At 73.2% G+C, this 19,782-nt stretch carries 19 protein-coding genes; 12 read left to right on the top strand and 7 right to left on the bottom strand.

The features are described from left to right. The first annotated feature begins 10 nt into the window (after positions 1-10). From RKE38_RS08815 to RKE38_RS08825, 3 genes are read left to right on the top strand one after another with little or no spacing between them, the layout of a single operon-like run. Positions 11-901, top strand: coding sequence for a DUF5926 family protein (locus tag RKE38_RS08815; protein ID WP_316007059.1), 891 nt, complete (start codon positions 11-13; stop codon positions 899-901). A 1-nt stretch (position 902) separates the two neighbouring features. Next, positions 903-1,640 (top strand): glycosyltransferase family 2 protein, encoded by a 738-nt coding sequence (locus tag RKE38_RS08820; protein WP_316007060.1) that lies wholly within the window; start codon positions 903-905, stop codon positions 1,638-1,640. Between the two features lie 16 nt (positions 1,641-1,656). Beyond that, positions 1,657-3,153, top strand: a complete 1,497-nt coding sequence (locus RKE38_RS08825; protein WP_316007061.1) for a hypothetical protein — start codon at positions 1,657-1,659, stop codon at positions 3,151-3,153. Here RKE38_RS08825 and RKE38_RS08830 read toward each other — a convergent pair. After that, positions 3,077-5,311, bottom strand: coding sequence for a hypothetical protein (locus tag RKE38_RS08830; RefSeq protein WP_316007062.1), 2,235 nt, complete (start codon positions 5,309-5,311; stop codon positions 3,077-3,079). The two genes, RKE38_RS08825 and RKE38_RS08830, sit on opposite strands and share 77 nt — an antisense overlap. A gap of 41 nt (positions 5,312-5,352) precedes the next feature. Between RKE38_RS08830 and RKE38_RS08835 the strand changes: the two genes are divergently transcribed. Further along, positions 5,353-6,630: a glycosyltransferase 87 family protein gene (locus RKE38_RS08835; RefSeq protein ID WP_316007063.1), complete on the top strand. Its 1,278-nt coding sequence runs from the start codon at positions 5,353-5,355 to the stop codon at positions 6,628-6,630. A gap of 155 nt (positions 6,631-6,785) precedes the next feature. On the opposite strand, the gene RKE38_RS08840 is transcribed toward RKE38_RS08835, so the two are convergent. Beyond that, a complete protein-coding gene (locus RKE38_RS08840) occupies positions 6,786-7,415 on the bottom strand; it encodes a TMEM165/GDT1 family protein (protein WP_316007064.1) in 630 nt (209 codons plus the stop codon). 111 nt (positions 7,416-7,526) lie between these two features. Here RKE38_RS08840 and RKE38_RS08845 point away from each other — a divergent pair, with 111 nt between their 5' ends. Further along, entirely contained in the window at positions 7,527-8,531 is a 1,005-nt protein-coding gene (locus tag RKE38_RS08845; RefSeq protein ID WP_316007065.1) for a prephenate dehydratase, read from the top strand. An 86-nt stretch (positions 8,532-8,617) separates the two neighbouring features. On the opposite strand, the gene zwf is transcribed toward RKE38_RS08845, so the two are convergent. The 4 genes from zwf to RKE38_RS08865 form a co-directional block, all read right to left on the bottom strand. Then, a complete protein-coding gene (gene zwf / locus RKE38_RS08850; protein ID WP_410055455.1) occupies positions 8,618-10,135 on the bottom strand; it encodes a glucose-6-phosphate dehydrogenase in 1,518 nt (505 codons plus the stop codon). Positions 10,136-10,202: 67 nt separating this feature from the next. Beyond that, the gene (locus RKE38_RS08855; RefSeq protein ID WP_316007067.1) at positions 10,203-10,913 is read right to left on the bottom strand and encodes a phosphatase PAP2 family protein; all 711 of its coding nucleotides are present in this window, start codon (positions 10,911-10,913) and stop codon (positions 10,203-10,205) included. Beyond that, positions 10,850-11,557 (bottom strand): phosphatase PAP2 family protein, encoded by a 708-nt coding sequence (locus tag RKE38_RS08860; RefSeq protein ID WP_316007068.1) that lies wholly within the window; start codon positions 11,555-11,557, stop codon positions 10,850-10,852. The genes RKE38_RS08855 and RKE38_RS08860 overlap by 64 nt, the downstream gene beginning before the upstream one ends. Further along, positions 11,557-12,669 carry a diacylglycerol/lipid kinase family protein gene (locus RKE38_RS08865; protein WP_316007069.1) on the bottom strand — a complete coding sequence of 371 codons (1,113 nt, stop codon included), beginning with the start codon at positions 12,667-12,669 and terminating at the stop codon, positions 11,557-11,559. The genes RKE38_RS08860 and RKE38_RS08865 overlap by 1 nt, the downstream gene beginning before the upstream one ends. A 51-nt stretch (positions 12,670-12,720) precedes the next feature. Between RKE38_RS08865 and RKE38_RS08870 the strand changes: the two genes are divergently transcribed. Continuing rightward, entirely contained in the window at positions 12,721-13,320 is a 600-nt protein-coding gene (locus RKE38_RS08870; RefSeq protein ID WP_316007070.1) for a DinB family protein, read from the top strand. Positions 13,321-13,333: 13 nt separating this feature from the next. On the opposite strand, the gene RKE38_RS08875 is transcribed toward RKE38_RS08870, so the two are convergent. Further along, positions 13,334-13,972: a LysE family translocator gene (locus RKE38_RS08875; protein ID WP_316007071.1), complete on the bottom strand. Its 639-nt coding sequence runs from the start codon at positions 13,970-13,972 to the stop codon at positions 13,334-13,336. 86 nt (positions 13,973-14,058) lie between these two features. Here RKE38_RS08875 and serS point away from each other — a divergent pair, with 86 nt between their 5' ends. The 6 genes from serS (at position 14,059) to RKE38_RS08905 (ending at position 19,767) form a co-directional block, all read left to right on the top strand. Then, positions 14,059-15,321 carry a serine--tRNA ligase gene (serS, locus tag RKE38_RS08880; RefSeq protein ID WP_316007072.1) on the top strand — a complete coding sequence of 421 codons (1,263 nt, stop codon included), beginning with the start codon at positions 14,059-14,061 and terminating at the stop codon, positions 15,319-15,321. Positions 15,322-15,545: 224 nt separating this feature from the next. Beyond that, a complete protein-coding gene (locus tag RKE38_RS08885) occupies positions 15,546-16,757 on the top strand; it encodes an alpha-hydroxy acid oxidase (RefSeq protein WP_316007073.1) in 1,212 nt (403 codons plus the stop codon). A 9-nt stretch (positions 16,758-16,766) separates the two neighbouring features. Then, complete coding sequence (locus tag RKE38_RS08890) at positions 16,767-17,564, top strand: HAD family hydrolase (protein WP_316007074.1); 798 nt, start codon at positions 16,767-16,769, stop codon at positions 17,562-17,564. Between the two features lie 28 nt (positions 17,565-17,592). Then, complete coding sequence (locus RKE38_RS08895) at positions 17,593-17,934, top strand: thioesterase family protein (RefSeq protein WP_316007075.1); 342 nt, start codon at positions 17,593-17,595, stop codon at positions 17,932-17,934. Next, positions 17,931-18,911 carry a DUF2332 domain-containing protein gene (locus RKE38_RS08900; protein WP_316007076.1) on the top strand — a complete coding sequence of 327 codons (981 nt, stop codon included), beginning with the start codon at positions 17,931-17,933 and terminating at the stop codon, positions 18,909-18,911. Before RKE38_RS08895 ends, RKE38_RS08900 begins: the two co-directional genes overlap by 4 nt. A gap of 31 nt (positions 18,912-18,942) precedes the next feature. Continuing rightward, positions 18,943-19,767: an RNA methyltransferase gene (locus RKE38_RS08905; RefSeq protein WP_316007077.1), complete on the top strand. Its 825-nt coding sequence runs from the start codon at positions 18,943-18,945 to the stop codon at positions 19,765-19,767. Positions 19,768-19,782 lie beyond the last annotated feature (15 nt).

Consider the following 19,782-nt stretch of genomic DNA (forward strand, 5'->3'; position numbering starts at 1 on the left):
GGTTTGCGGCATGGGTAAGGCATCACGGCGCCGCAAGGGCGCAGACACCGGCTCGCGTCCCGCTCGCGTCGAGCCCGCCCCGTTCGTCGCACGCCCCTTCGAGGGGCTGCCGAACGAGACCGACTGGGTGGCCATGCGCGAGATCCTGCCGGCGGCGACCGCGACGGTCCGGTTCGCGAAGGGCAAGGCCCCCGAGGGCGCGCCCGACGAGGTGACCGTGGCGACGGTGCTGCCGATGGCGTGGCCGGGCCTGCACCGGGCCGACGGCGCCGTGCTCGTCAGCACCCAGTCGGGCTCGGTCTCCGGTGACGCCTCCCGTGACCTCGCGACCTCCCTGCTCGCTGCCGCCGAGGCCGAGCAGGGCGTCCCGGTGGTGCACACGCCCGGCTCGACGGCCGACTCGCCCCGCCTGCAGGACCTGCTCGACACGACAGCCGACTTCGAGGTGACCGTGCACAACGGCTTCGAGTTCTGGGTGGGCGACAGCGAGCTCGACGCGGCGGCCCAGGAGTCGCTCGACCGGGCCAACGAGTCCGTCATCCCGACCGTGCGCATGGCCGGCACCCCCTCGGCGTACTGGTGCCGCATCGGTGAGCGCACGCACATCCGCCTCGTCCTCCCCGACGACGAGGACGTCGCGACCGACGCCCTCGCCCGGCTGCGCGCCGCCGGCGACGACGCCGTGGGCGCCGGCACCCGCCTGCTCGGCGCGTTCCGCGCCTGCGGCCTGCTCGTGCCCGTCTGGGACCTCGACCCCGACAAGGAGGCCGCGGACTACGAGGACGAGCTCGCCGAGTTCATGGAGCGGTATGCCGCGGTGCTCGGCTCCGACGCGCCCCTCACCCCCGAGGAGCGCCGGGCCCGGTCCGGGCTGCTGAGCCGCCAGGTCACCCTGCGCTGACATGACCTCCCCTGCCACCGGCGTCGCCGCCGTCATCCCGGCCAAGGACGAGGCCGACCGGGTCGCCGCGACCGTCCGGGCCGTCCGGGCCCTGCCGGGTGTCGACCTGGTCCTCGTCGTCGACGACGGCAGCTCCGACGCGACGGCCGAGGTGGCGCGGGAGGCGGGGGCCGAGGTGGTCCGCCACGCCCGCAACCGCGGGAAGGCGGCCGCGATGACGACCGGCGCGGGCTGGGTCGCCCGGCACGAGGCGGTCGAGGGACGCGTCGGCGGCTCCGACGGGCGGCGGCCGCTGCTCTTCGTCGACGCCGACCTCGAGGACTCGGCAGCCAACCTCGGCGTGCTCGTGACCCCGGTGCTCGAGGGGGCCGTCGACATGACCATCGCGACGCTGCCCCCGCAGAAGACGCCCGGCGGGGGCCGGGGCTTCGTCGTCCGCCTCGCCCGCGGCGGGATCGAGGAGCTCACCGGGTTCGTCGCGGCCCAGCCGCTGTCGGGCATGCGGTGCCTGACGCGGGCCGCGTTCGACGCGGCCAGCCCGCTCGCCCGCGGCTGGGGCGTGGAGGTCGGCCTCACCGTCGACGTCCTGCTGGCCGGCCTGCAGGTGCGCGAGGTGCCGTGCGAGCTGCACCACCGGGTCACCGGCACGGACCTGCGTTCGCAGCTGCACCGGGCCGCGCAGTACCGCGACGTGGGCCTGGCCCTCGCCCGGCGCCGGGCGCGGCGCCGGCTCCGGTAGGGACGCGAGAGACCCCGTGGCGGCAGGGCTCCGGCGGGACGAGCGCTCCACGACGGGCGCGGACGTCCGGTGGACGCCGAGGCGCGGGGCGACGGCCGGCCTGGTCCTTGCCTCCGTCCTGCTGCTCCTGCTCGTCGGCATCGCCGGCCCCAGCGCGGCCAAGCCACCGCTCGGCCCCGGCGGTCCGGAGCTGCCCTGGGCCCCCGGGCCCTGGCTCGTCACGGTCCTGCTGTGGACGGCCTACGTCCTCGGGGCCCTCGGCGTGCACCTGCACCTGCGCTGGGGGCTGCCGACCCGCGGACCGTGGACGTGGGCGCTCGCGCTGCCCGCCATCGCGTTGGGGGGCAGCTGGGTCACTGCGTTCGGCTCGGCCGACCACACGAACTACGCGGCGTACGGCCGGATCGCCGTCCTGGGCGGCGACCCGTACCTCACACCGCCCAATGCCTGGCCCGGCCACGACCCGGTCATCTCGGCAGTCCGGCCCCCGTGGGACGGCACGACGAGCATCTACGGCCCGTTCGCGACCCTGCTGCAGCAGGCCGCCTCCTGGGCGGGTGGGCCGCACCTGCGGGCCACGGTGGGCTGGTGGCAGGGCATCTGCCTCCTGGCCTTCCTCGCGGTCCCCACGCTGCTCGAGCAGTCGGGTGCGAGCCGTTCGCGGGTGCTCGCGCTGTGGCTCGCCAACCCGCTCGTGCTCGGCCTCGCATTGTTCGGCGCCCACGTCGACGTCGTCGCCGCGGCCCTCGTAGTCCTGACGCTGTGGGCCGCCCCGCGCAGCGCGTTCGTGGCGGGGCTGTTCGCCGGCCTCGCCGTCTCGACCAAGGTGACCGCAGCCGTCGTGGTGGTCGCCGTCCTGGTCGCCTGGTGGGTGCACGAGCGCCGGGGCTGGGGGTGGCGCTCGGCACGGTTCGTGGGGGGCGTGCTCGTCACCGCCGTGCCGCTGCACTGGTGGGCCGGTCCGCACGTCTTCGACCAGCTCGAGCGGGCCCGGCGCTCGATCTCGCTGGCGACCCCGTGGCGGCCGGTCTACCAGCTGGTCGACGGCCCCCTCGGCGGCTCGGCGGCCCGCACCCTCGTGACGGTCCTGTCGGTCGCCGTGGCGCTGCTCCTCGTCGTCGTCCTCGGCCGCCTCACCCGCGGGCTGGCTCCCGCGGGGGTGCTGGGCACGGCGACGCGGTGGACGTTCGTCCTGTCGACGGCCTACGCCCTGTCCGCCGCCTACTCCCTGCCCTGGTACCTGCTGCTCACCTGGGCGACCCTGCCGCTGCTCGGCGCCAGCGTCCTGGACCGGGCGCTGCTCGTGCACCTGCTCGCGGCGACGCTCGCCTACGTCCCCGGGCGGGTCGAGGGAATGACGGCGACGGTCCAGCGCGTCACCCTGTGGGTGCGCCGGGTGCCCGTGCCGTATGCCGTGCTGATCGTGTGGGGGTGGCTCACACGCGCCGCATGGATCGGGTCGTCGCGCTCGCCCGCGCCTCGTCCTCCAGCGCCCGCACCGCCACCGCGATGATGAGCGGCACTGCGATGATCGCGCCGTTGGCCGGGATCGCGACGCCGGAGTCGTTGATGGCGAAGCCGATCGTCATCGTCACCAGGAGCGCGATCAGGCCCGGCCGCAGCGTGGGCAGCGCGTCGTAGGAGCGCTGCAGGGCCCGGGACCCCCACGAGGTCGGGCGGGCCAGGATGTAGATGACGAAGACGAGCGCGATCGGCACGAGCAGCGCGAGGCGGTAGTTGCCGAAGAGGATCCCGATGTTCTGGTCGAGCTTGCGCATCACGATGTCGCCGGCGGTGCCGTTGCCGAGCGCCTCGAAGAACTGGCCGAGGTGGCTCTGCTTGTCGGCCGGGCGCAGCGAGTCGAGGAACGCGACGAGCAGGAAGAGACCGGCGGTCACGCCGCCCACGACCAGCGCGCGGCGCCACGTCATGCGGATGCCGAGGATGGCAAGGACGAGGTAGGCGAGCCCCGGCAGCAGGGCCGGAGGTCCGCCACCGTCGGCGCCCCAGGCGGGCAGGCCGTCGACGACCACGGCGACCAGCCCGATCGCGGCCGCCGCGACGGCGGCGAGGCGGGTGTGGCCGCGGCGGACCAGCGAGCTCGACGCCGCGGTGGCCAGCAGCAGCGCGGCCGTGGCGAACAGCGCGAACGTCACGTTCCCCATGCCGTAGAACCGGCCGCCCACCACCGGCTGCAGGCCCATCAACGAGGAGATCTGCAGGTGCGAGCCGGTCATGACGTCGATCCCGAGCACGAGCATCGTCGCCAGGGCCACGACGGACAGCGGACCCGTGAGCCGTCGCGCCCACGGGCCCAGCAGGGCGACGGCGGAGATGATCGCGGTGAAGACGCCCACGGCCGCCACCACCCCGACCATCGGCACGGGGAAGCGCCACCACGGGATGAGGTTGGCCAGGAACGTCGAGGCAGGGACCGCCGCGGCGACGACGGCCCCCCGGCGGGTGATCCGCAGCAGCTTCAGCCGCAGGCCGATGGCCCCGAAGTCGCGCCGCCAGACGACCGCGGCGAGCAGGTAGATCGCGATCTGGGTGTAGACGACCGCGTTGAAGAACGGCGGCACGAGGGCGTGGACGTCGTGGCTCGCGTCGTCGAAGTCGACGAGGTGGCGCAGCCGGTCGCGGGCCGCGGACTCGGAGTTCGACCCCTCCTCACCGCGGCTCAGGGCCTTGCCCCCGAGCCCGCTGGGGATGTCCACCCCGGCTGCCGAGAGCAGGGTCACCGTGAGGTCGGCCGACTGCACGAGGCCGTCCTGGCGCGTGGACGGGGAGAACAGGGTGCCCGAGCCGTAGTGCGGGCCCTTGGCAGCGACGAGCCGCAGCCGCTCCTCGGAGCCGGCGTCGGCCAGGCTCGCCACGATGACGTCGGAGCCGTTGGGGGCAGCCTTGAGCACCTCGCTGATCCGGTTGTCGACCGCCTTGGCCTGCTGGGCCCGGCTCCCCGGAGTGCCGGGCGACTCGCCCTTCGGCAGCTCGGCCGGGTCGCGGACCGCCCCGACGTCGACCAGGGTCACCCGGCACCGGGAGAGCAGGCCGGTCAGCTGGCCGGCGTCGTACGCGGCATACCGGGGCACGGAGCCGGAGGTGTAGGCGGCGCCGACCCCGGCGCCCGGGCCGACCGCCTGGACGCACTGGCCACTGCTCGCGAGCGTCTCCCCGAGGGTGCCCGGGGTGCTGTCGAACTTGCGGGCGTCGGCGGCGCGGACGTACGCGTCCCAGCCGGGGACGACGCCGCTGTCGACCTCGGGGATCGCCGGGCACGGGTCGGAGGTGCTGCGGTCGGCGCCCTTTGGGCCGGGGGCGGCCGCGCGGTTGCCGGCGGACAGGCTGAGCCAGCCGTCGACCGGGCAGGTGTTCGTGAAGACCGACCGCACCGAGAGCGCTGCCGTCGATCCGTCCCGGAGCATCGACCACAGCGCCGGGGTGTTCTGCTGGTCGACGTCGGTCCAGGTCAGCCCGCCCGTGCCGATGAGGATGACCGGGCCGGTGGGGGCCGGGTCGGCGGCCGCCGCGGTGGCCGGTGAGGCGCCTCGTGCCGCCGCGGGGGCGGCGGTGGCGACGGCGGGGGAAGCGCTCGCGGCCGACGCCGTGCCCGCGCCCACGACGAGCACCGTGAAGAGGCCGGCGAGCAGGGTCAGGGCGCGGCGGGTCACCCGTACAGGCTACGGGTCGGGGCACACGACAGAATGCGGGTGTGACCTCCCTGCGCCGCATCGCCGCCTGGCCCGCCCGAGCCCGGTGGACCCTGGCCGTCGTGCTGGTGCTCCTGGCGGCCTCCATCCCGGTGCTGCGCTACCTGGTCTACTGGCCGGTGGACCAGTGGCAGGTCGACGTCGAGGTGTACCGCGAGGCGGGGGTCTCCATCCTCACCGGGCGCCCGGTGTACTCCGCGATGACCGAGTCGCCCCAGCTGCTGCCGTTCACCTACCCACCGTTCGCGGCGGTGCTCGCGATCCCGCTCGCGTTTCTCCCGTTCGGGGCGGTGGGCTGGCTGTGGACGCTCGCCCAGGTCGCGGCCACGACCGCCATCGTCTGGTACGCCGGGTGGCGCCTGCTGCACCGCACAGGCCCGTGGATGCCGATCGCCCTGGCCCTGTTCACGGCACCGATGATCTGGCTGCACCCGGTGTCCGACGGCATCCGGTTCGGGCAGGTCAACGCGTTCATGGTGCTGGCCTGCCTCATGGACCTGCGCCGTCCCCGGCCCGGCGTGCTGCGCCGCGTCCCGCCGGGGGTGCTCGTCGGCCTGGCGATGTCGATCAAGCTCACGCCCGGCGTCTTCGTCGTGCACTACCTGGTCAACCGGCGCTGGCGCGAGGCGATCACCGCCGTGGTGACGGCTGTCGTCGTGACGATCGGGTCGTGGGTGCTGCTGCCGGAGGCCTCGTTCGCGTTCTGGGGCGGGGCGCTGCAGGACCCGACCCGGCTGGGGCCCAACGCCGGCACGTCGAACCAGTCGATCCGCGGCTTCCTGCTCCGGGTCGGCCCCGACGGCCTGGCCGGCAACGTCCTGTGGCTCGTGCTCGTGGCGATCGTGGGCACCGTCGGGTTCCGGCTGGCGCGTCGCGCGTACCGGGCCGGCGACTCGATCAGCGAGGTCGCGGCCGTCGGCCTGATGGCCGTGCTGCTGTCGCCCGTCGCCTGGATCCACCACCTGCACTGGATGGTGGTCGTCGTCTTCGCTGTGCTCGGGGCGGACCCGCTGCGCGACCGTCGCCGGATCTGGGCGGCGGCCGCGATCACCGGCTTCTTCCTGTGCCGTATGCCGTGGTGGGGCATCTCCTGGCTCAACCACCCGGAGTGGCCGCGCTGGATCGGCCGCGTCCTGCAGAACGCCGACACCTTCGGCTCGCTCATGGCGCTGGGCCTGCTGTGGTGGGCGCTGCACCTGCGCGAGCCCGGCACGACCGACGGCGACGAGCCCGTCGAGCACGGAGCTCTGCGCACAGACCAGCGTGTGACTGCGCTCTGATCCGCTCCGCGCGCAGCCGAGCGCTCTCCGCGGCGCACCGGCTCCCCGGCATACCCCCGCGCGTCTGTGCACACACTCCCGTGCCACTGCGCAGTGATCCGCTCCCTGCGCACTGACACGCTGGTCTGTGCGCAGACCTCCGTGACGGGGGCGGCTCAGGCGTGGGGGGCGGTGACGACGCCGAAGATCTCCAGCGTGGTCAGCGCGGCGAGCAGCAGGCAGACGACGCCGCCCACCCGGCGGATGGTCGTGAGGTGCACCCGGGCCAGCAGCGCCCGGCCGATCACGGCACCGAGCGCGGACACCGTGGCCAGGGCGAGGAACGCGCCGAGGAAGACCGACAGCGGCTGGTGGAAGCGCAGCACCATGTTCGCGGTGAGCAGCTGGGACAGGTCGCCCCACTCGGCGAGGAACAGCACCGAGAACGAGACCGCGATCGCCTTGAGGCCGACGGCCGTCGCGGCGCCCTTGTGCGCGAACTCCTCCTCGGTCTCCTTCTCCTCCTCGTCGGCCTTCTTCGCACCGCGCAGCAGGATGAACCCGCCGGCGAGGAACATCAGTGCAGCGAAGACCTCCACCGGCCGCTTGGGCAGGTTGGCGAGCAGGCCGCCGATGACGACCGCCACCAGCGTCTGGACCAGGAACGCCAGCGACACCCCGATCCACACGAACAGCGGGCGGAACCGCGTCGCGAGCACGAGGGTGGCGATGAACGTCTTGTCCGGCAGCTCCACGACGAAGATGGCGGCGAAGACGATGGCGATGGTGGCGAGGTCGAGTTCCATGGCGCGTCGACCCTATCCGCGTGGCAGCCCTACGCTGGCCGGTGTCCGGCACACCGTCCGCGAGGTGGCCACAGCAGGCGGCCACCCGACCGGATCCGAGAGGGTCGACCCATGACCACGTACGCCTACCTCGGCCCCGAGGGCACGTTCACCCAGATGGCGCTGGCCGCGTGGGCGCCGTCGCAGGGGGCCACCCACCGCCCCTGCGGGTCGGTGGACCAGGCGCTCGCGCTGTTGCGCTCCGGCGAGGTGGACGGCGCGATGGTGCCGATCGAGAACTCGGTCGAGGGCGGTGTCAGCGCGACCCTCGACGCCCTGGCGAGCGGCGACCCGCTGGTCGTCACCGCCGAGGTGCTCGTCCCGATCACGTTCGTGCTGGCCGCCCGACCGGGCACGGCCCTGTCGGACGTGCGCGCGGTCGGGACCCACAGCCACGCCTGGGCGCAGGTCCGCGGCTGGATGGGCGAGCACCTGCCGGACGCCGCCTACGTGCCGACCCTCTCCACGGCCTCGGCCGCGGAAGGCCTTGCGCTGCACGGCGACCCGAGCGGCGACCCGGACGCACGGGACGGCGGTCCGGGCTCGGGCGGGGGCCGCGGCCCCACCGCCGGTGAGCGGCCGGCATACGACGCGGCGGTCTGTGCCCCCGTCGCGGCGAGCAACCACGGCCTCGAGGTCCTCGCGGAGGGCATCGGCGACAACGCCGCCGCGGTGACCCGGTTCGTCATGGTGGCCCGGCCCGGTCAGCTGCCGGAGCGCACGGGAGCCGACAAGACGACGCTCGTGCTGTTCCAGCGTGACGACCACGCGGGTGGGTTGCTCGAGCTGCTGGAGCAGTTCGCGGTGCGCGGGATCAACATGTCGCGGCTGGAGTCCCGGCCGACCAAGGCGTCGATGGGCTCGTACTGCTTCTCGATCGACATCGAGGGCCACGTGCTCGACGAGCGCGTCGGCGAGGCGTTGCTCGGGCTCAAGCGGGTCTGCGCCGAGGTCCGGTTCCTCGGCAGCTACCCGGCGGCGCACGGTGCGGCGGTGCAGGTCAGCCCGACGACGACGGACGAGGCGTTCGGCAGCGCCCGCGCCTGGCTGCGAGCCCTGCGCACCGGCGACGCCTGACCCCGGGTTTCCTCGCAAGACGGCGGTTGCCCGGCAACACTCGGGTTGTTGTCCCGCGGTATGCCAAGCAACCGCCGTTTTGCGGACTACTTCTTCTCGCGCCAGGCGCGCTCGAACGGCAGCCGCCACGCGTGTGGCGCGATGAGCTGGTGGATCGCGTTGGGGCCCCACGAGTCGACCGGGTAGGGCTTGGACTCGGGCGGGTCGTCGAGCAGCGGCTGCGACCGCTCCCACAGCGACTCGATGCCCTCGGCCGTCGTGAAGAGCGTGTGGTCACCGCGCATCGCGTCGAGCATGAGCCGCTCGTACGCCTCGAGGACGTCGGCCGCGCGCTCGGTCTCCTCGGTGGAGAACTGCATCGACAGCTTCTCCAGCCGCATGCCCGGCCCGGGACGCTTGCCGTAGAACGACAGCGACACCTTGGACTCGTCGGCCAGGTCGAACGTGAGGTGGTCCGGCCCGGCCGAACCGACCCCGGAGTTGTGCGGGAACATCGACCGCGGCGCCTCGCGGAACGCGATCGAGATGATCCGGGCGCCCTCGGCCATCCGCTTGCCGGTGCGCAGGTAGAACGGCACACCCGCCCAGCGCCAGTTGTCGAGGCCGACCTTGAGGGCGATGAACGTCTCGGTGTCGGAGTCGGGGGCGACCCCGTCCAGGCTGGTGTACCCGGCGAACTGCCCGCGCACGACCTGGTCCGGGTCGATCGGCAGCAGCGACCGGAAGACCTTGTTCTTCTCCTCCGAGATCGCCCGCGGCTCCAGGGCGGTCGGCGGCTCCATGGCCACGAACGCCATGACCTGGAACAGGTGCGTGACGACCATGTCCTTGTACGCGCCGGTCGACTCGTAGAAGCCGGCCCGCTGGTCCAGCCCGAGCGTCTCGGGGATGTCGATCTGCACGTGGTCGATGAAGTTGCGGTTCCAGATCGGCTCGAACAGGCCGTTGGCGAAGCGGAAGGCCAGGATGTTCTGCGCGGCCTCCTTCCCCAGGAAGTGGTCGATCCGGAAGACCTGCTCCTCGGCGAACGTCTCGTGCACGGTGTTGTTGAGGGCGATGGCGCTCGCGAGGTCGGTGCCGAACGGCTTCTCCATGACCACGCGGGCCCGGTCGACGAGGTCGGCCTCCCGCAGCATCTGCAGCACCGCGACGGCGGCCTTCGGCGGCACCGAGAGGTAGTGCAGCCGCAGCGTCTGCGGGCCGAGCTGCTGCTCGGCCTCCTTCACCGCCTGCGCCAGCCGGTCCGGGCCCGCGCTCTGCGGCACGTAGACGAGCCGGTCGTCGAAGGCGTCCCACTGCTCGGCCGACAGCCTGTGCGAGCCGAACTCGTCGATCGCCTGCCTGGCGAAGGCGCGGAACCCGGCGTCGTCGAAGTCCTCCAGCGACGTGCCGACGACCCGGATGTCGGGGGCGAGGTCGCTCGTGACGAGGTAGGCCAGGCCGGGGAGCAGCTTGCGCCGGGCCAGGTCGCCCGTCGCGCCGAAGAGGACGATGACGTGGGGGTCGACGGGTTCGAGCGGGCTGCGGCTCGTCACCCGCTCCGTAGCCGGGTAGGAGATCGTCTGCGGGCGGGGCGGCGTCGCTTGCGGCACGTCGTCGATCATGGCACCGGGCGGGGCGGGCTGCACGGGCTCGGCGGTATGCCGGGCTCGCCCCGGGGGCGCGTACCCGTCAGGAGGTCGTCACGGAGCGGGCCGCGTCGCGCACCCGCTCGCCGGCCCCGCTGCGCTCCTGCGCGCGGTGGCGGTACCAGGCGTAGGCCAGCACGGCGCAGATGATGCCGTTGAGCATGCCCACCGCGACGTCGGTGACGTGGTGCATCCCGCGGTAGAGCCGCGCGTAGGTGACCAGCAGCGGCAGCAGCAGGCACACGACCGTCGTCAGCACGCGCAGCCAGGTGCGCTCGATCCGCTGTGCCAACAGCGCGAACGCGAGGTACAGCGCCGTCGACGCACCCACGTGGCCGCTCGGGTAGCTCGACGTCGGGGGCGCCGGGTCGAGGTGGCTGACCTTGGGCCGCGGGCGCCCGATGACCAGCGTCGCGAGCACGAAGATGGTGGCCTGCAACGAGATCGCGATGACCGGCACGAGGCTGAAGAGCAGGTCCTTGGTGCGCCACAGGATGATGAGCGACACGAGGATGCAGACCGCGATGACGTACTCGGTGTTGCCGATGTGGGACCAGAACATCGTGATGGTGTTCCACGTCTTGGTGCGGTCCGAGGCGAGGGTCTTGTTGACCGACTCCTCGCTCGTCGACAGGCCCTTGAGGGGTCCGGTGATGAGGAAGCCGAAGCCGACGATCGCCGCCCAGACGACTACGCCGGGTGCGACGGCCCGGGTGACGAGCTGGGTGAGGTCCTGCCGAGAAATCCGAGCCATGAGGAGAAGGTAGTGCCCACACCGAGAATCCACCCGGCAACCACGTCCGAGGCGAAGTGCGCCCCCAGGAAGATGCGGTCCAGACCGACGACGAGGACCACGACGATCGCCACGGCCGTCACGACCCGCCGCCCCGCCTCCGACAGCAGCGGCCACACCAGGAACACCATCGCGGTCGCGATGATCGCGACGTTGGCGGCGTGGCCGGAGGGGAACGAGTAGCCCGGCGAGTGCGAGATCGGGTCCTCGATGACCGGCCGGGCGCGCTGCACGACGAGCTTGGCCACGAGGGCGAGGTTCCAGCCCACCATCATCGTGACGAACGCCCACAGCGCCCGGTTGCGCAGCTGCTTCGCCAGCCAGGCCCAGAGGCAGACCAGGGTCGCCGCGATGTAGAGGACCCACGGCTGGCTCACGGCCTGCAGGACGAGCAGCGGGCCCGCGGCCCCGGCCGCGCGGGTCGCGTCCGTGGCGTGGTTCGCGATCGCGTTGTCGAGGTGGATCAGCGGGTCGAACTTCTGCCGCACGGCATACCCGATCAGCACGAACGGCACCGCGAACAGGACCATCGCCAGCGCGCCCCGGCCGAGCCGCACCACCCGGGAGCGGCTGGCGGAGGCGGGGGCCGCGGTGGCGGTCTGCATCACTCGGCCGAACCGACCCGGACGACGAGGGCGTGGGGGACGATCTCGGCGGAGATGGCACGCGCCTTGCCGATGGTGTCGCCGTCGACCTGGGCCTCCTGCGGACGGTCCGCGCGGACGCGGATCTCCTGGCAGGTGTGGTGGTCGACGCGCTCGTGACCCTTGCGCCGCTGGGTGAGGACCCGGCCGGCCACGGCCGCCCAGCCGACGATGCCCTTGGGCGACAGGATGACGACGTCGAGGTGGCCGTCGTCAGGCTCGGCCTCCGGCATCAGGACCAGGCCGCCGAGGAGCTTGCCGACGTTCCCCACCACCACGGTGCGCGCGCGGCGGGTGATCTCCTCGTTGTCGTCGACCTTGACGCGGATCTTGAACTGCGGCCCGCGCAGGTTGCGGGTGCCCGAGACCATGTATGCCGCGGGGCCGACCTTGGCCTTCAGCTTCTCCGGGGCGTCGGCCATGATCGCGGCGTCGAACCCGAAGCCGGCCATGACGAGGAAGACGTGGGTCTCGGGCCGCTGGTCCTCACCGCTGGTGTCGACGGTCAGGCGGCCGACGTCGATCCGCTTGTTCTGGCCCGTGAGGGCGACCCGGAGGGCGTCGTCGAGGTCGTCGAACGGCAGGTCGAGGTTGCGCGCCAGCAGGTTGCCGGTGCCGCCGGGCAGCAGGCCGAGCGGGGTGTCCGTGCCGACGAGGGCCTCGGCCACCGCCCGGACAGTGCCGTCGCCGCCGAGCGGGCAGACCAGGTCGACGTCCTCGCGCAGGGCCTGCTCGGCCTGGCCGCGGCCGGTGTCCTTGGCCGTCGTCTCGATGAAGAGCGGCTCGGCCCAGCCGTGGGTCACGACCTCGCGGGTGACGTGCTCCTTGACCGAGTCGAGGTCGTCGAACTTCGTCGGGTTGACGATGATCGCGACCCGACGACGGGGTGCCTCGGTCACGGTGCCCTCCGGTCGGAACTCGTTGCGGTGCGGTCGGCGGTCCCAGCGACGGGCCCGGTGGGCGCCGCGCCGGCGGCTGCTGCGCTCGCTCGACCAGGCAGCGATGCCGAGGGCGGCGAGGAGCACGACGACGATCGCGCCGACGACCACCCATCCGGCATGTTCTTGGAGCACGGGCAGACGCTACCCCAGGGTAGGAGGGGGTGCTGCCCGTACCGTGGCGGCATGGACGCCTCCCCCGACGCCTCTCGCGAGCCCTCCCCGGACGCCGTGCCCGAAGTGTCCGGTCCCGTCCCGCCGGACACCAAGGACTGGACCTGGACGCTGGAGCAGCCGTGCCCGGAGTGCGGGTTCGAGGCGGCCGCCGTCACCGCTCCCCAGGTGGCCGAGCAGGTGCTGTCGCTGACCGCGCCGTGGCGCTCGGTGCTCGAGCGCCCGGACGTGCGGGACCGGCCGCGGCCGGACGTGTGGTCGCCGCTGGAGTACGCCTGCCACGTCCGCGACGTGTGCCGCGTCTTCGAGGGTCGGGTGCGGCAGATGCTCGCCGAGGACGGCGCCCGGTTCGCCAACTGGGACCAGGATGAGGCTGCCCTGGACGGCCACTACCCCGAGCAGGACCCCGCGGTCGTCGCGGAGGAGCTCGTCGAGGCAGCCGTGGCCGCGTGCCGGGCGTTCGAGGAGGTCGAGGGGGACGCCTGGCAGCGGACCGGCCTGCGCAGCAACGGCTCGCACTTCACCGTGCTCACCCTGGGCCAGTACATGCTGCACGACCTCGCGCACCACCTCGTCGACGTGGGCGTCGTCCCCAGCGTCGCCGACCGCTGAGGCGCCCGAGCGCTCAGGCCTTCTGCGGGTGCCCGGTGAGGGCGGCCGCGCCACCCATGACGAGGAAGATCGAGCCGGAGACGTACTTCTGCCGCTCGACCGCACGCGGGTGGCGGGCCAGCCACTGGCCGATGCCGCCGGCGCTGAGCGCGTAGACGCTGTCGAAGACCGCGCCGATCACGACGAAGATCGCGCCGAGGACGAGGACCTGCGACCACACCGGTCCGGACTCCCGGTGCAGGAACTGCGGGAAGAACGCCACGAAGAACACCGCGGTCTTGGGGTTGGTGATGCCGACGAGGAACGCGTCCGCGAACGCACGGCGCGGGTTCGTCACCGGCACGCGGTCGAGGGCGAAGTGCCCGCGGCTGCGGAACTCGCGGACGGCCAGCCACAGCAGGTATGCCGCGCCGGCGTACTTCACGACCGAGAACGCGACGACCGAGGCGCTGATGACGGCCGACAGGCCGAACGCCGTCGCGACCACCATGAGGGCCGTCGCGGTCTCGATCCCCGCCATCGACGCCAGCGCCAGGCGACGGCTGCCCTGACCGATCCCGCGCGAGATGAGGAACAGCATCGCGGGGCCGGGCAGCAGGATCAGCGCGGTGGCGGCGAGGGCGAACGTGCCCAGGGTGGCGGCGGACGGCATACCCGACAGGATCGGACCCGACGCGCACGCGGGGCAACGGGGAATCACGTGGCGGACGCCTGCGGGCCGCTCGCTAGGCTGACCCGGTGATCGACATCAAGCTCCTGCGCGAGGACCCCGACCGGGTCCGCGCGAGCCAGCGCGCCCGTGGCGAGGACGAAGGGGTGGTCGACGCGGTGCTGTCCGCGGACGACCGCCGGCGGGCCAGCCTCACCGAGTTCGAGCGGCTGCGGGCCGAGCAGAAGTCGATGGGCAAGCAGGTCGCGCAGGCGCAGGGCGAGGAGAAGCACGCCCTCCTGACGAAGACCAAGCACATCGCGGCCCAGGTGAAGTCGCTGCAGGCCGACGCCGATGCCGCCGAGGAGGAGCTCGGCACCCTCATCCGGCAGATCGGCAACGTCGTCGAGCCGGGCGTCCCGGTCGGCGGCGAGGACGACTACGAGGTGCTCGAGACGGTCGGCGAGGTGCCGACCTTCGACTTCGAGCCCCGCGACCACCTCGAGCTCGGCGAGATGCTGGGCGCAGTCGACATGGAGCGCGGCGCCAAGGTCTCGGGCTCGCGGTTCTACTTCCTCACGGGGGTCGGCGCGCGGCTCGAGCTGGCGCTGCTGAACATGGGCATCGCGCAGGCCGTCGAGCACGGGTTCACCCCCGTCATCACCCCGACGCTGGTCAAGACCGACGTCATGGCGGGTGCGGGGTTCATCGACAAGCACTCCGAGGAGGTCTACCGGCTCGCCGACGACGACCTCTGGCTCACCGGCACCTCGGAGGTCGCGCTCGCCGGCTTCCACGCCGACGAGATCCTCGACCTGTCGGCGGGGCCGAAGCGGTATGCCGGGTGGTCGGCCTGCTACCGCCGCGAGGCCGGGTCGTACGGCAAGGACACCCGCGGCATCATCCGCGTGCACCAGTTCCACAAGGTCGAGATGTTCACCTACTGCCGGGTCGAGGACGCCGCCGCGGAGCACCAGCGGCTGCTCGGCTGGGAGAAGGAGATGCTCGCCAAGATCGAGGTCCCCTACCGCGTCATCGACACGGCGGCGGGCGACCTCGGTGGTCCGGCGGCGCGCAAGTTCGACTGCGAGGCGTGGGTGCCGACGCAGGGCCGCTACCGCGAGCTGACGTCGACCTCGAACTGCACGACCTACCAGGCGCGGCGGCTCAACACGCGTGAGCGCGACCCGAACGGCCAGGGCACCCGGGCCGTCGCCACCCTCAACGGCACGCTCGCCACGACCCGGTGGATGGTCGCGATCCTGGAGAACCACCAGCAGGCCGACGGCTCGGTCGTCGTGCCGAAGGCGCTCCAGCCGTACCTCGGCCTCGAGGTCCTCCGCCCCGCCTGACGCTCCGCGGCATCCCCGCAAAACGGCAGTTGCTCGGCATCACTCGGGTTGTTGTCCCGCGGTTTGCCGAGCAACCGCTGTTTTGCGCTCCCGGGTGGATCCGCAAAACGGCAGTTGCTGGCGTGAAACGGAACTGCCGAACTGCCGTTTCGTGCCGGCAACTGCCGTTTCGCATGGGGTCACTCCGCGTTGCCCGTTTCGGCGACCCGGTTAGGTTGGATGGCGTGACGCAACGACAGCTGCCGAAGTGGTCCGAGCTCAAGCCGCTGCTGCGACCCAAGCCGCTCCAGCTCGACCCCACGCGGCGACGGCTCGACTCCGCGCTGACCATCGCCGACCTGCGCGCGGTCGCGAAGCGGCGCACCCCGCGCTCGGTCTTCGACTACACCGACGGCGCCGCCGAGGGCGAGATCAGCCTGCGCCGGGCACGCGGCACCTTCGCGAACCTCGAGTTCCGGCCGGCGATCCTGCACGACGTCTCGGCCATCGACACGACGACGTCCTTCCTGGGGAAGCCGTCCGCGTTGCCGTTCTCGTTCGCGCCGACCGGCTTCACCCGGATGATGCAGCACGAGGGCGAGCGCGCGGTGGCCCGCGTCGCCCAGCGCACCGGCATCCCGTACACCCTCTCCACCATGGGCACGACGTCGATCGAGGACGTCGCGGCCGCGGCTCCCGAGGCCCGCAAGTGGTTCCAGCTCTACGTCTGGCGTGACCGCAGCGCCGGCGAGGACCTCATGCGCCGTGCCCGGCAGGCCGGGTACGAGGCGCTCGTCCTCACCGTCGACGTGCCGGTGGCAGGCGCCCGGCTGCGCGACGCCCGCAACGGCTTCTCGATCCCGCCGGCCCTGACCGTGCGCACGGTCGCGGACGCCGCGATGCACCCGGCGTGGTGGGTCAACCTGCTCACCACCGAGCCGCTGACGTTCGCGAGCCTCAGCTCCTGGGACGGCACGATCGCCGAGCTGCTCGACGCGCTCTTCGACCCGACGATGACGCTGGCCGACCTGGAGTGGGTGCGCTCGCAGTGGGACGGGCCGCTCGTCATCAAGGGCATCCAGACGGTCGAGGACGCGCGCACCGTCTTCGACGCCGGCGTCGACGCGATCGTCCTGTCCAACCACGGCGGCCGCCAGCTCGACCGCGCGCCCGTCCCGCTGCGGCTGCTGCCCGAGGTCCGCGAGGCGCTCGGCCCGGACAAGGAGGTCATGCTCGACACGGGCGTCATGTCCGGCGCCGACGTCGTGGCCGCGGTGGCGCTCGGAGCCAGCAGCGTCATGGTCGGCCGCGCCTACCTCTACGGGCTCATGGCCGGTGGCGAGGCGGGGGTGCAGCGGGCGGTCGACATCCTCACCGCCGAGGTCCGGCGCACCATGGCGCTGCTCGGCGTCCCCACCGTCGCGGACCTGCGCCCGCACCACGTCCGGCTCCCGTAGGTTCGGGGCATGAAGCCCCACCTCGTCGCGCTCGACGTCGACGGCACCACCATCGACCACGCGGGCGTCCTGTCGCCGGCCGTCCGCGACGCCGTCCGCGACGTGGTGGCCGCCGGCCACCACGTCATCGTCTCGACCGGCCGCTCGATCGTGGCGACCACCCCGATCCTCGAGGAGCTCGGGATCACCACGGGGTATGCCGTGTGCTCCAACGGCGCGGTGACGATCGAGCTGGATCCCGCCGAGGACAGGGGATTCCGCGTGCTGGAGGCCGTCACGTTCGACCCGGCGCCCGCGCTCAACCTGCTGCGCGTCGAGTGGCCGGACGCCGTCGTGGCAGTCGAGGAGCTGGGTGTCGGGTTCAAGCTGAGCGCACCGTTCCCCGACGGCGAGCTCCAGGGCGAGCTGCGGGTCGTGCCGTGGGACGAGCTGGTCGCCGACCCGGTGACCCGCGTGACCTTCCGGGCACCCGAGGGCACCGCCGAGGACTTCCTGGCCCTCACGGAGCGGATCGGCCTGCACGGGGTCAACTACGCGGTCGGCTTCTCGGCCTGGCTCGACCTCAACCCCGAGGGCGTCTCCAAGGGCTCGGCGTTGGAGATCCTGCGCCGTCGCCTCGACGTCGAGCCGCGGTACACCGTCGCGGTGGGCGACCAGCGCAACGACGTCGAGATGCTGCACTGGGCCGCGCGCGGCGTGGCCATGGGCAACGCCCCCGACGAGGTGAAGGCGGTCGCCGACGAGGTGACCGGCCACGTGGACGACGACGGCCTGCTGCCGGTGCTGCTCTCCCTGCTCGAGGGATGACGCGGTCCCTGCCGGGTAGCGTGCCGGTATGCGCCACGTCGTGACGGCCGAGGACACGGCCAGGGCCCTCGGGAGCGGCGACGTCGAGGTGCTGGGGACGCCGCGGCTCCTGGCGTGGATCGAGGCGGCCACGGTCGAGGCGGCGGCGCCGCACGTGCCGGCCGGCTCCACGAGCGTGGGCCGGTCGGTCGAGCTCGCCCACCGCAGGCCGACCGCCGTGGGCGCGGCGGTCGAGGTCGTGGCCGACGAGCCGGTCGTCGAGGGCCACAGCCTGGTGTTCGACGTGCGGGCCGTGGACGACGAGGGGACGCTCGTCGCCGACGGCCGGGTCACCCGGGTCGTCGTCGACCGCGCCCGCTTCGACGTGTGAGCCCCGTCGCGGGTCCGCTCCCGGACGCAGTCACGGCCGAGTCCTTCCGGGCCTTCGCGCGCGGGCAGGCGGCCGGCTGGTCGCCCACCTACGAGCGGCTCGCGTATGCCGTGGCGCAGGACGAGCGCGTCCTCGGGCTGCTCGCCGGGCTCCCGGAGGCCACGCGGCAGCCCAACCTGCTCTTCGGGGTGGGGCGCCTGCTGGGTGCCCCGGTCGACGACCCGGACGCCTTTCCGCGGTGGGTCGTCACCCGGTGGGGTGACGTCGAGCGCGAGGTGCGCGGGCGGAGCACGCAGACGAACGAGGCGGCACGGTGCGCCACCCTCCTGCCGGCCCTGTCGTCGCTGCCCGGGCCGCTGGCCCTGCTCGAGTTGGGCGCGAGCGCCGGTCTGTGCCTCTACCCCGACCGCTACCGGTACGACTACGGCGACGGCGTGGTCGGCGACGGCGACGGTCCGGTGCTGGGGTGCCGCTGGCTCGGCGACAGCACGCCACCGACCACCCGACCCGAGGTCGCCTGGCGGGCCGGGCTGGACCTGCACCCGCTCGACGTCGCGGACCCCGACCACCTGAGGTGGCTCGACTGCCTCGTGTGGCCCGAGCACGACGAGCGCCGCGAGAGGCTGCACGCCGCGGCACGCGTGGCGGCGCAGGACCCGCCGCTGCTCGTGACCGGCGACCTCGTCACCGACCTGCCGGCGCTCGCCCGGCGCGCCCCCGAGGGCGCGACCCTCGTGGTCCTGCACACGGCGGTGCTCGCCTACGTCGACGCGCCCACCCGGGTCGCCTTCGTGGAGACGGTGCGCGGCCTGGGCGCGCACTGGCTCGCCAACGAGGCCCCGTCGCTGCTGTCGGGACTGCTGCCGGTCCCGCCGTCTTCGACCGCGGACGGGCCCCGTCCGTTCCTGACGGCGCTGGACGGCATACCGCTCGGCTGGTCCGGGCCCCACGGCCAGTCGTACCGACCGCTCACCTGACGCACCCGCACCTGCCACACTGGGGCGCGCCATGGCTGACCTGCACCTCACCTCGCCCGCCAACCCGCGCCTGAAGTCCCTCGCCGCGCTGCGCCGTCGCCGCGGCCGCGAGGAGGCGGGCCGCACCCTCGTCGAGGGGTACGAGGAGCTGTCGCTGGCCCTCGACGCGGGGGTCCTGCCCCAGGCCCTCTACTACTGCCCCGAGCTGATGCTCGACCCGGCGACCCAGACCCGCGTGGTCGACGAGGTCCGGGGCCGGGGCGTCGACACGGTGCAGGTGTCGCGGGCCGCGTTCGAGAAGGTCGCCTACCGCGAGGGACCCGACGGCTTCCTCGCCGTGGTCCCGGCCGTGACGCGCACCTGCGCCGACCTCGAGCTCGGCGCGAGCCCGCTCGTCGTGCTCTGCCAGGGCGTGGAGAAGCCGGGCAACCTCGGCGCGATTCTGCGCACCGCCGACGCCGCCGGGGCCGACGCGGTGGTGGCGGCCGACCCGGTGACGGACTGGGGCAACCCCAACCTCGTGCGGGCGTCCAAGGGCACCGTCTTCAGCGTCCCGGTCGCCAGCGACAGCACCGTCGACACCCTCGCGTGGCTCGACGCGCACGGCATCGCCCTCGTCGCGACGACTCCCGACACCGACCTGCTGCACACCGACGTCGACTACACCGGGCCCGTCGCGATCGCCGTCGGGGCCGAGAAGTACGGCCTCACCGACGAGGTGCTGGAGCGCGCGACGCACCGGGTCCGGATCCCGATGGCGGGCAAGGCGAACTCGCTCAACGTGGCGACATCGGCCGCCATCGTCATCTACGAGGCGGTGCGCCAGCGCGGCCTCGCGGGAGCCTCGTCACACTGACCCCACCCGTGTCAG

The organism is Phycicoccus sp. M110.8 (assembly GCF_032464895.1).
GTDB lineage: Bacteria > Actinomycetota > Actinomycetes > Actinomycetales > Dermatophilaceae > Pedococcus.

Bases quoted from the DNA above. Each gene is read 5' to 3' on its own strand.
- RKE38_RS08815 (WP_316007059.1), top strand. From the start codon at position 11: ATGGGTAAGGCATCACGGCGCCGCAAGGGCGCAGACACCGGCTCGCGT.
- RKE38_RS08820 (WP_316007060.1), top strand. From the start codon at position 903: ATGACCTCCCCTGCCACCGGCGTCGCCGCCGTCATCCCGGCCAAGGAC.
- RKE38_RS08840 (WP_316007064.1), bottom strand. From the start codon at position 7,415: ATGGAACTCGACCTCGCCACCATCGCCATCGTCTTCGCCGCCATCTTC.
- RKE38_RS08845 (WP_316007065.1), top strand. From the start codon at position 7,527: ATGACCACGTACGCCTACCTCGGCCCCGAGGGCACGTTCACCCAGATG.
- zwf (WP_410055455.1), bottom strand. From the start codon at position 10,135: ATGATCGACGACGTGCCGCAAGCGACGCCGCCCCGCCCGCAGACGATC.
- RKE38_RS08855 (WP_316007067.1), bottom strand. From the start codon at position 10,913: ATGGCTCGGATTTCTCGGCAGGACCTCACCCAGCTCGTCACCCGGGCC.
- RKE38_RS08860 (WP_316007068.1), bottom strand. From the start codon at position 11,557: ATGCAGACCGCCACCGCGGCCCCCGCCTCCGCCAGCCGCTCCCGGGTG.
- RKE38_RS08870 (WP_316007070.1), top strand. From the start codon at position 12,721: ATGGACGCCTCCCCCGACGCCTCTCGCGAGCCCTCCCCGGACGCCGTG.
- RKE38_RS08875 (WP_316007071.1), bottom strand. From the start codon at position 13,972: ATGCCGTCCGCCGCCACCCTGGGCACGTTCGCCCTCGCCGCCACCGCG.
- RKE38_RS08890 (WP_316007074.1), top strand. From the start codon at position 16,767: ATGAAGCCCCACCTCGTCGCGCTCGACGTCGACGGCACCACCATCGAC.
- RKE38_RS08895 (WP_316007075.1), top strand. From the start codon at position 17,593: ATGCGCCACGTCGTGACGGCCGAGGACACGGCCAGGGCCCTCGGGAGC.
- RKE38_RS08905 (WP_316007077.1), top strand. From the start codon at position 18,943: ATGGCTGACCTGCACCTCACCTCGCCCGCCAACCCGCGCCTGAAGTCC.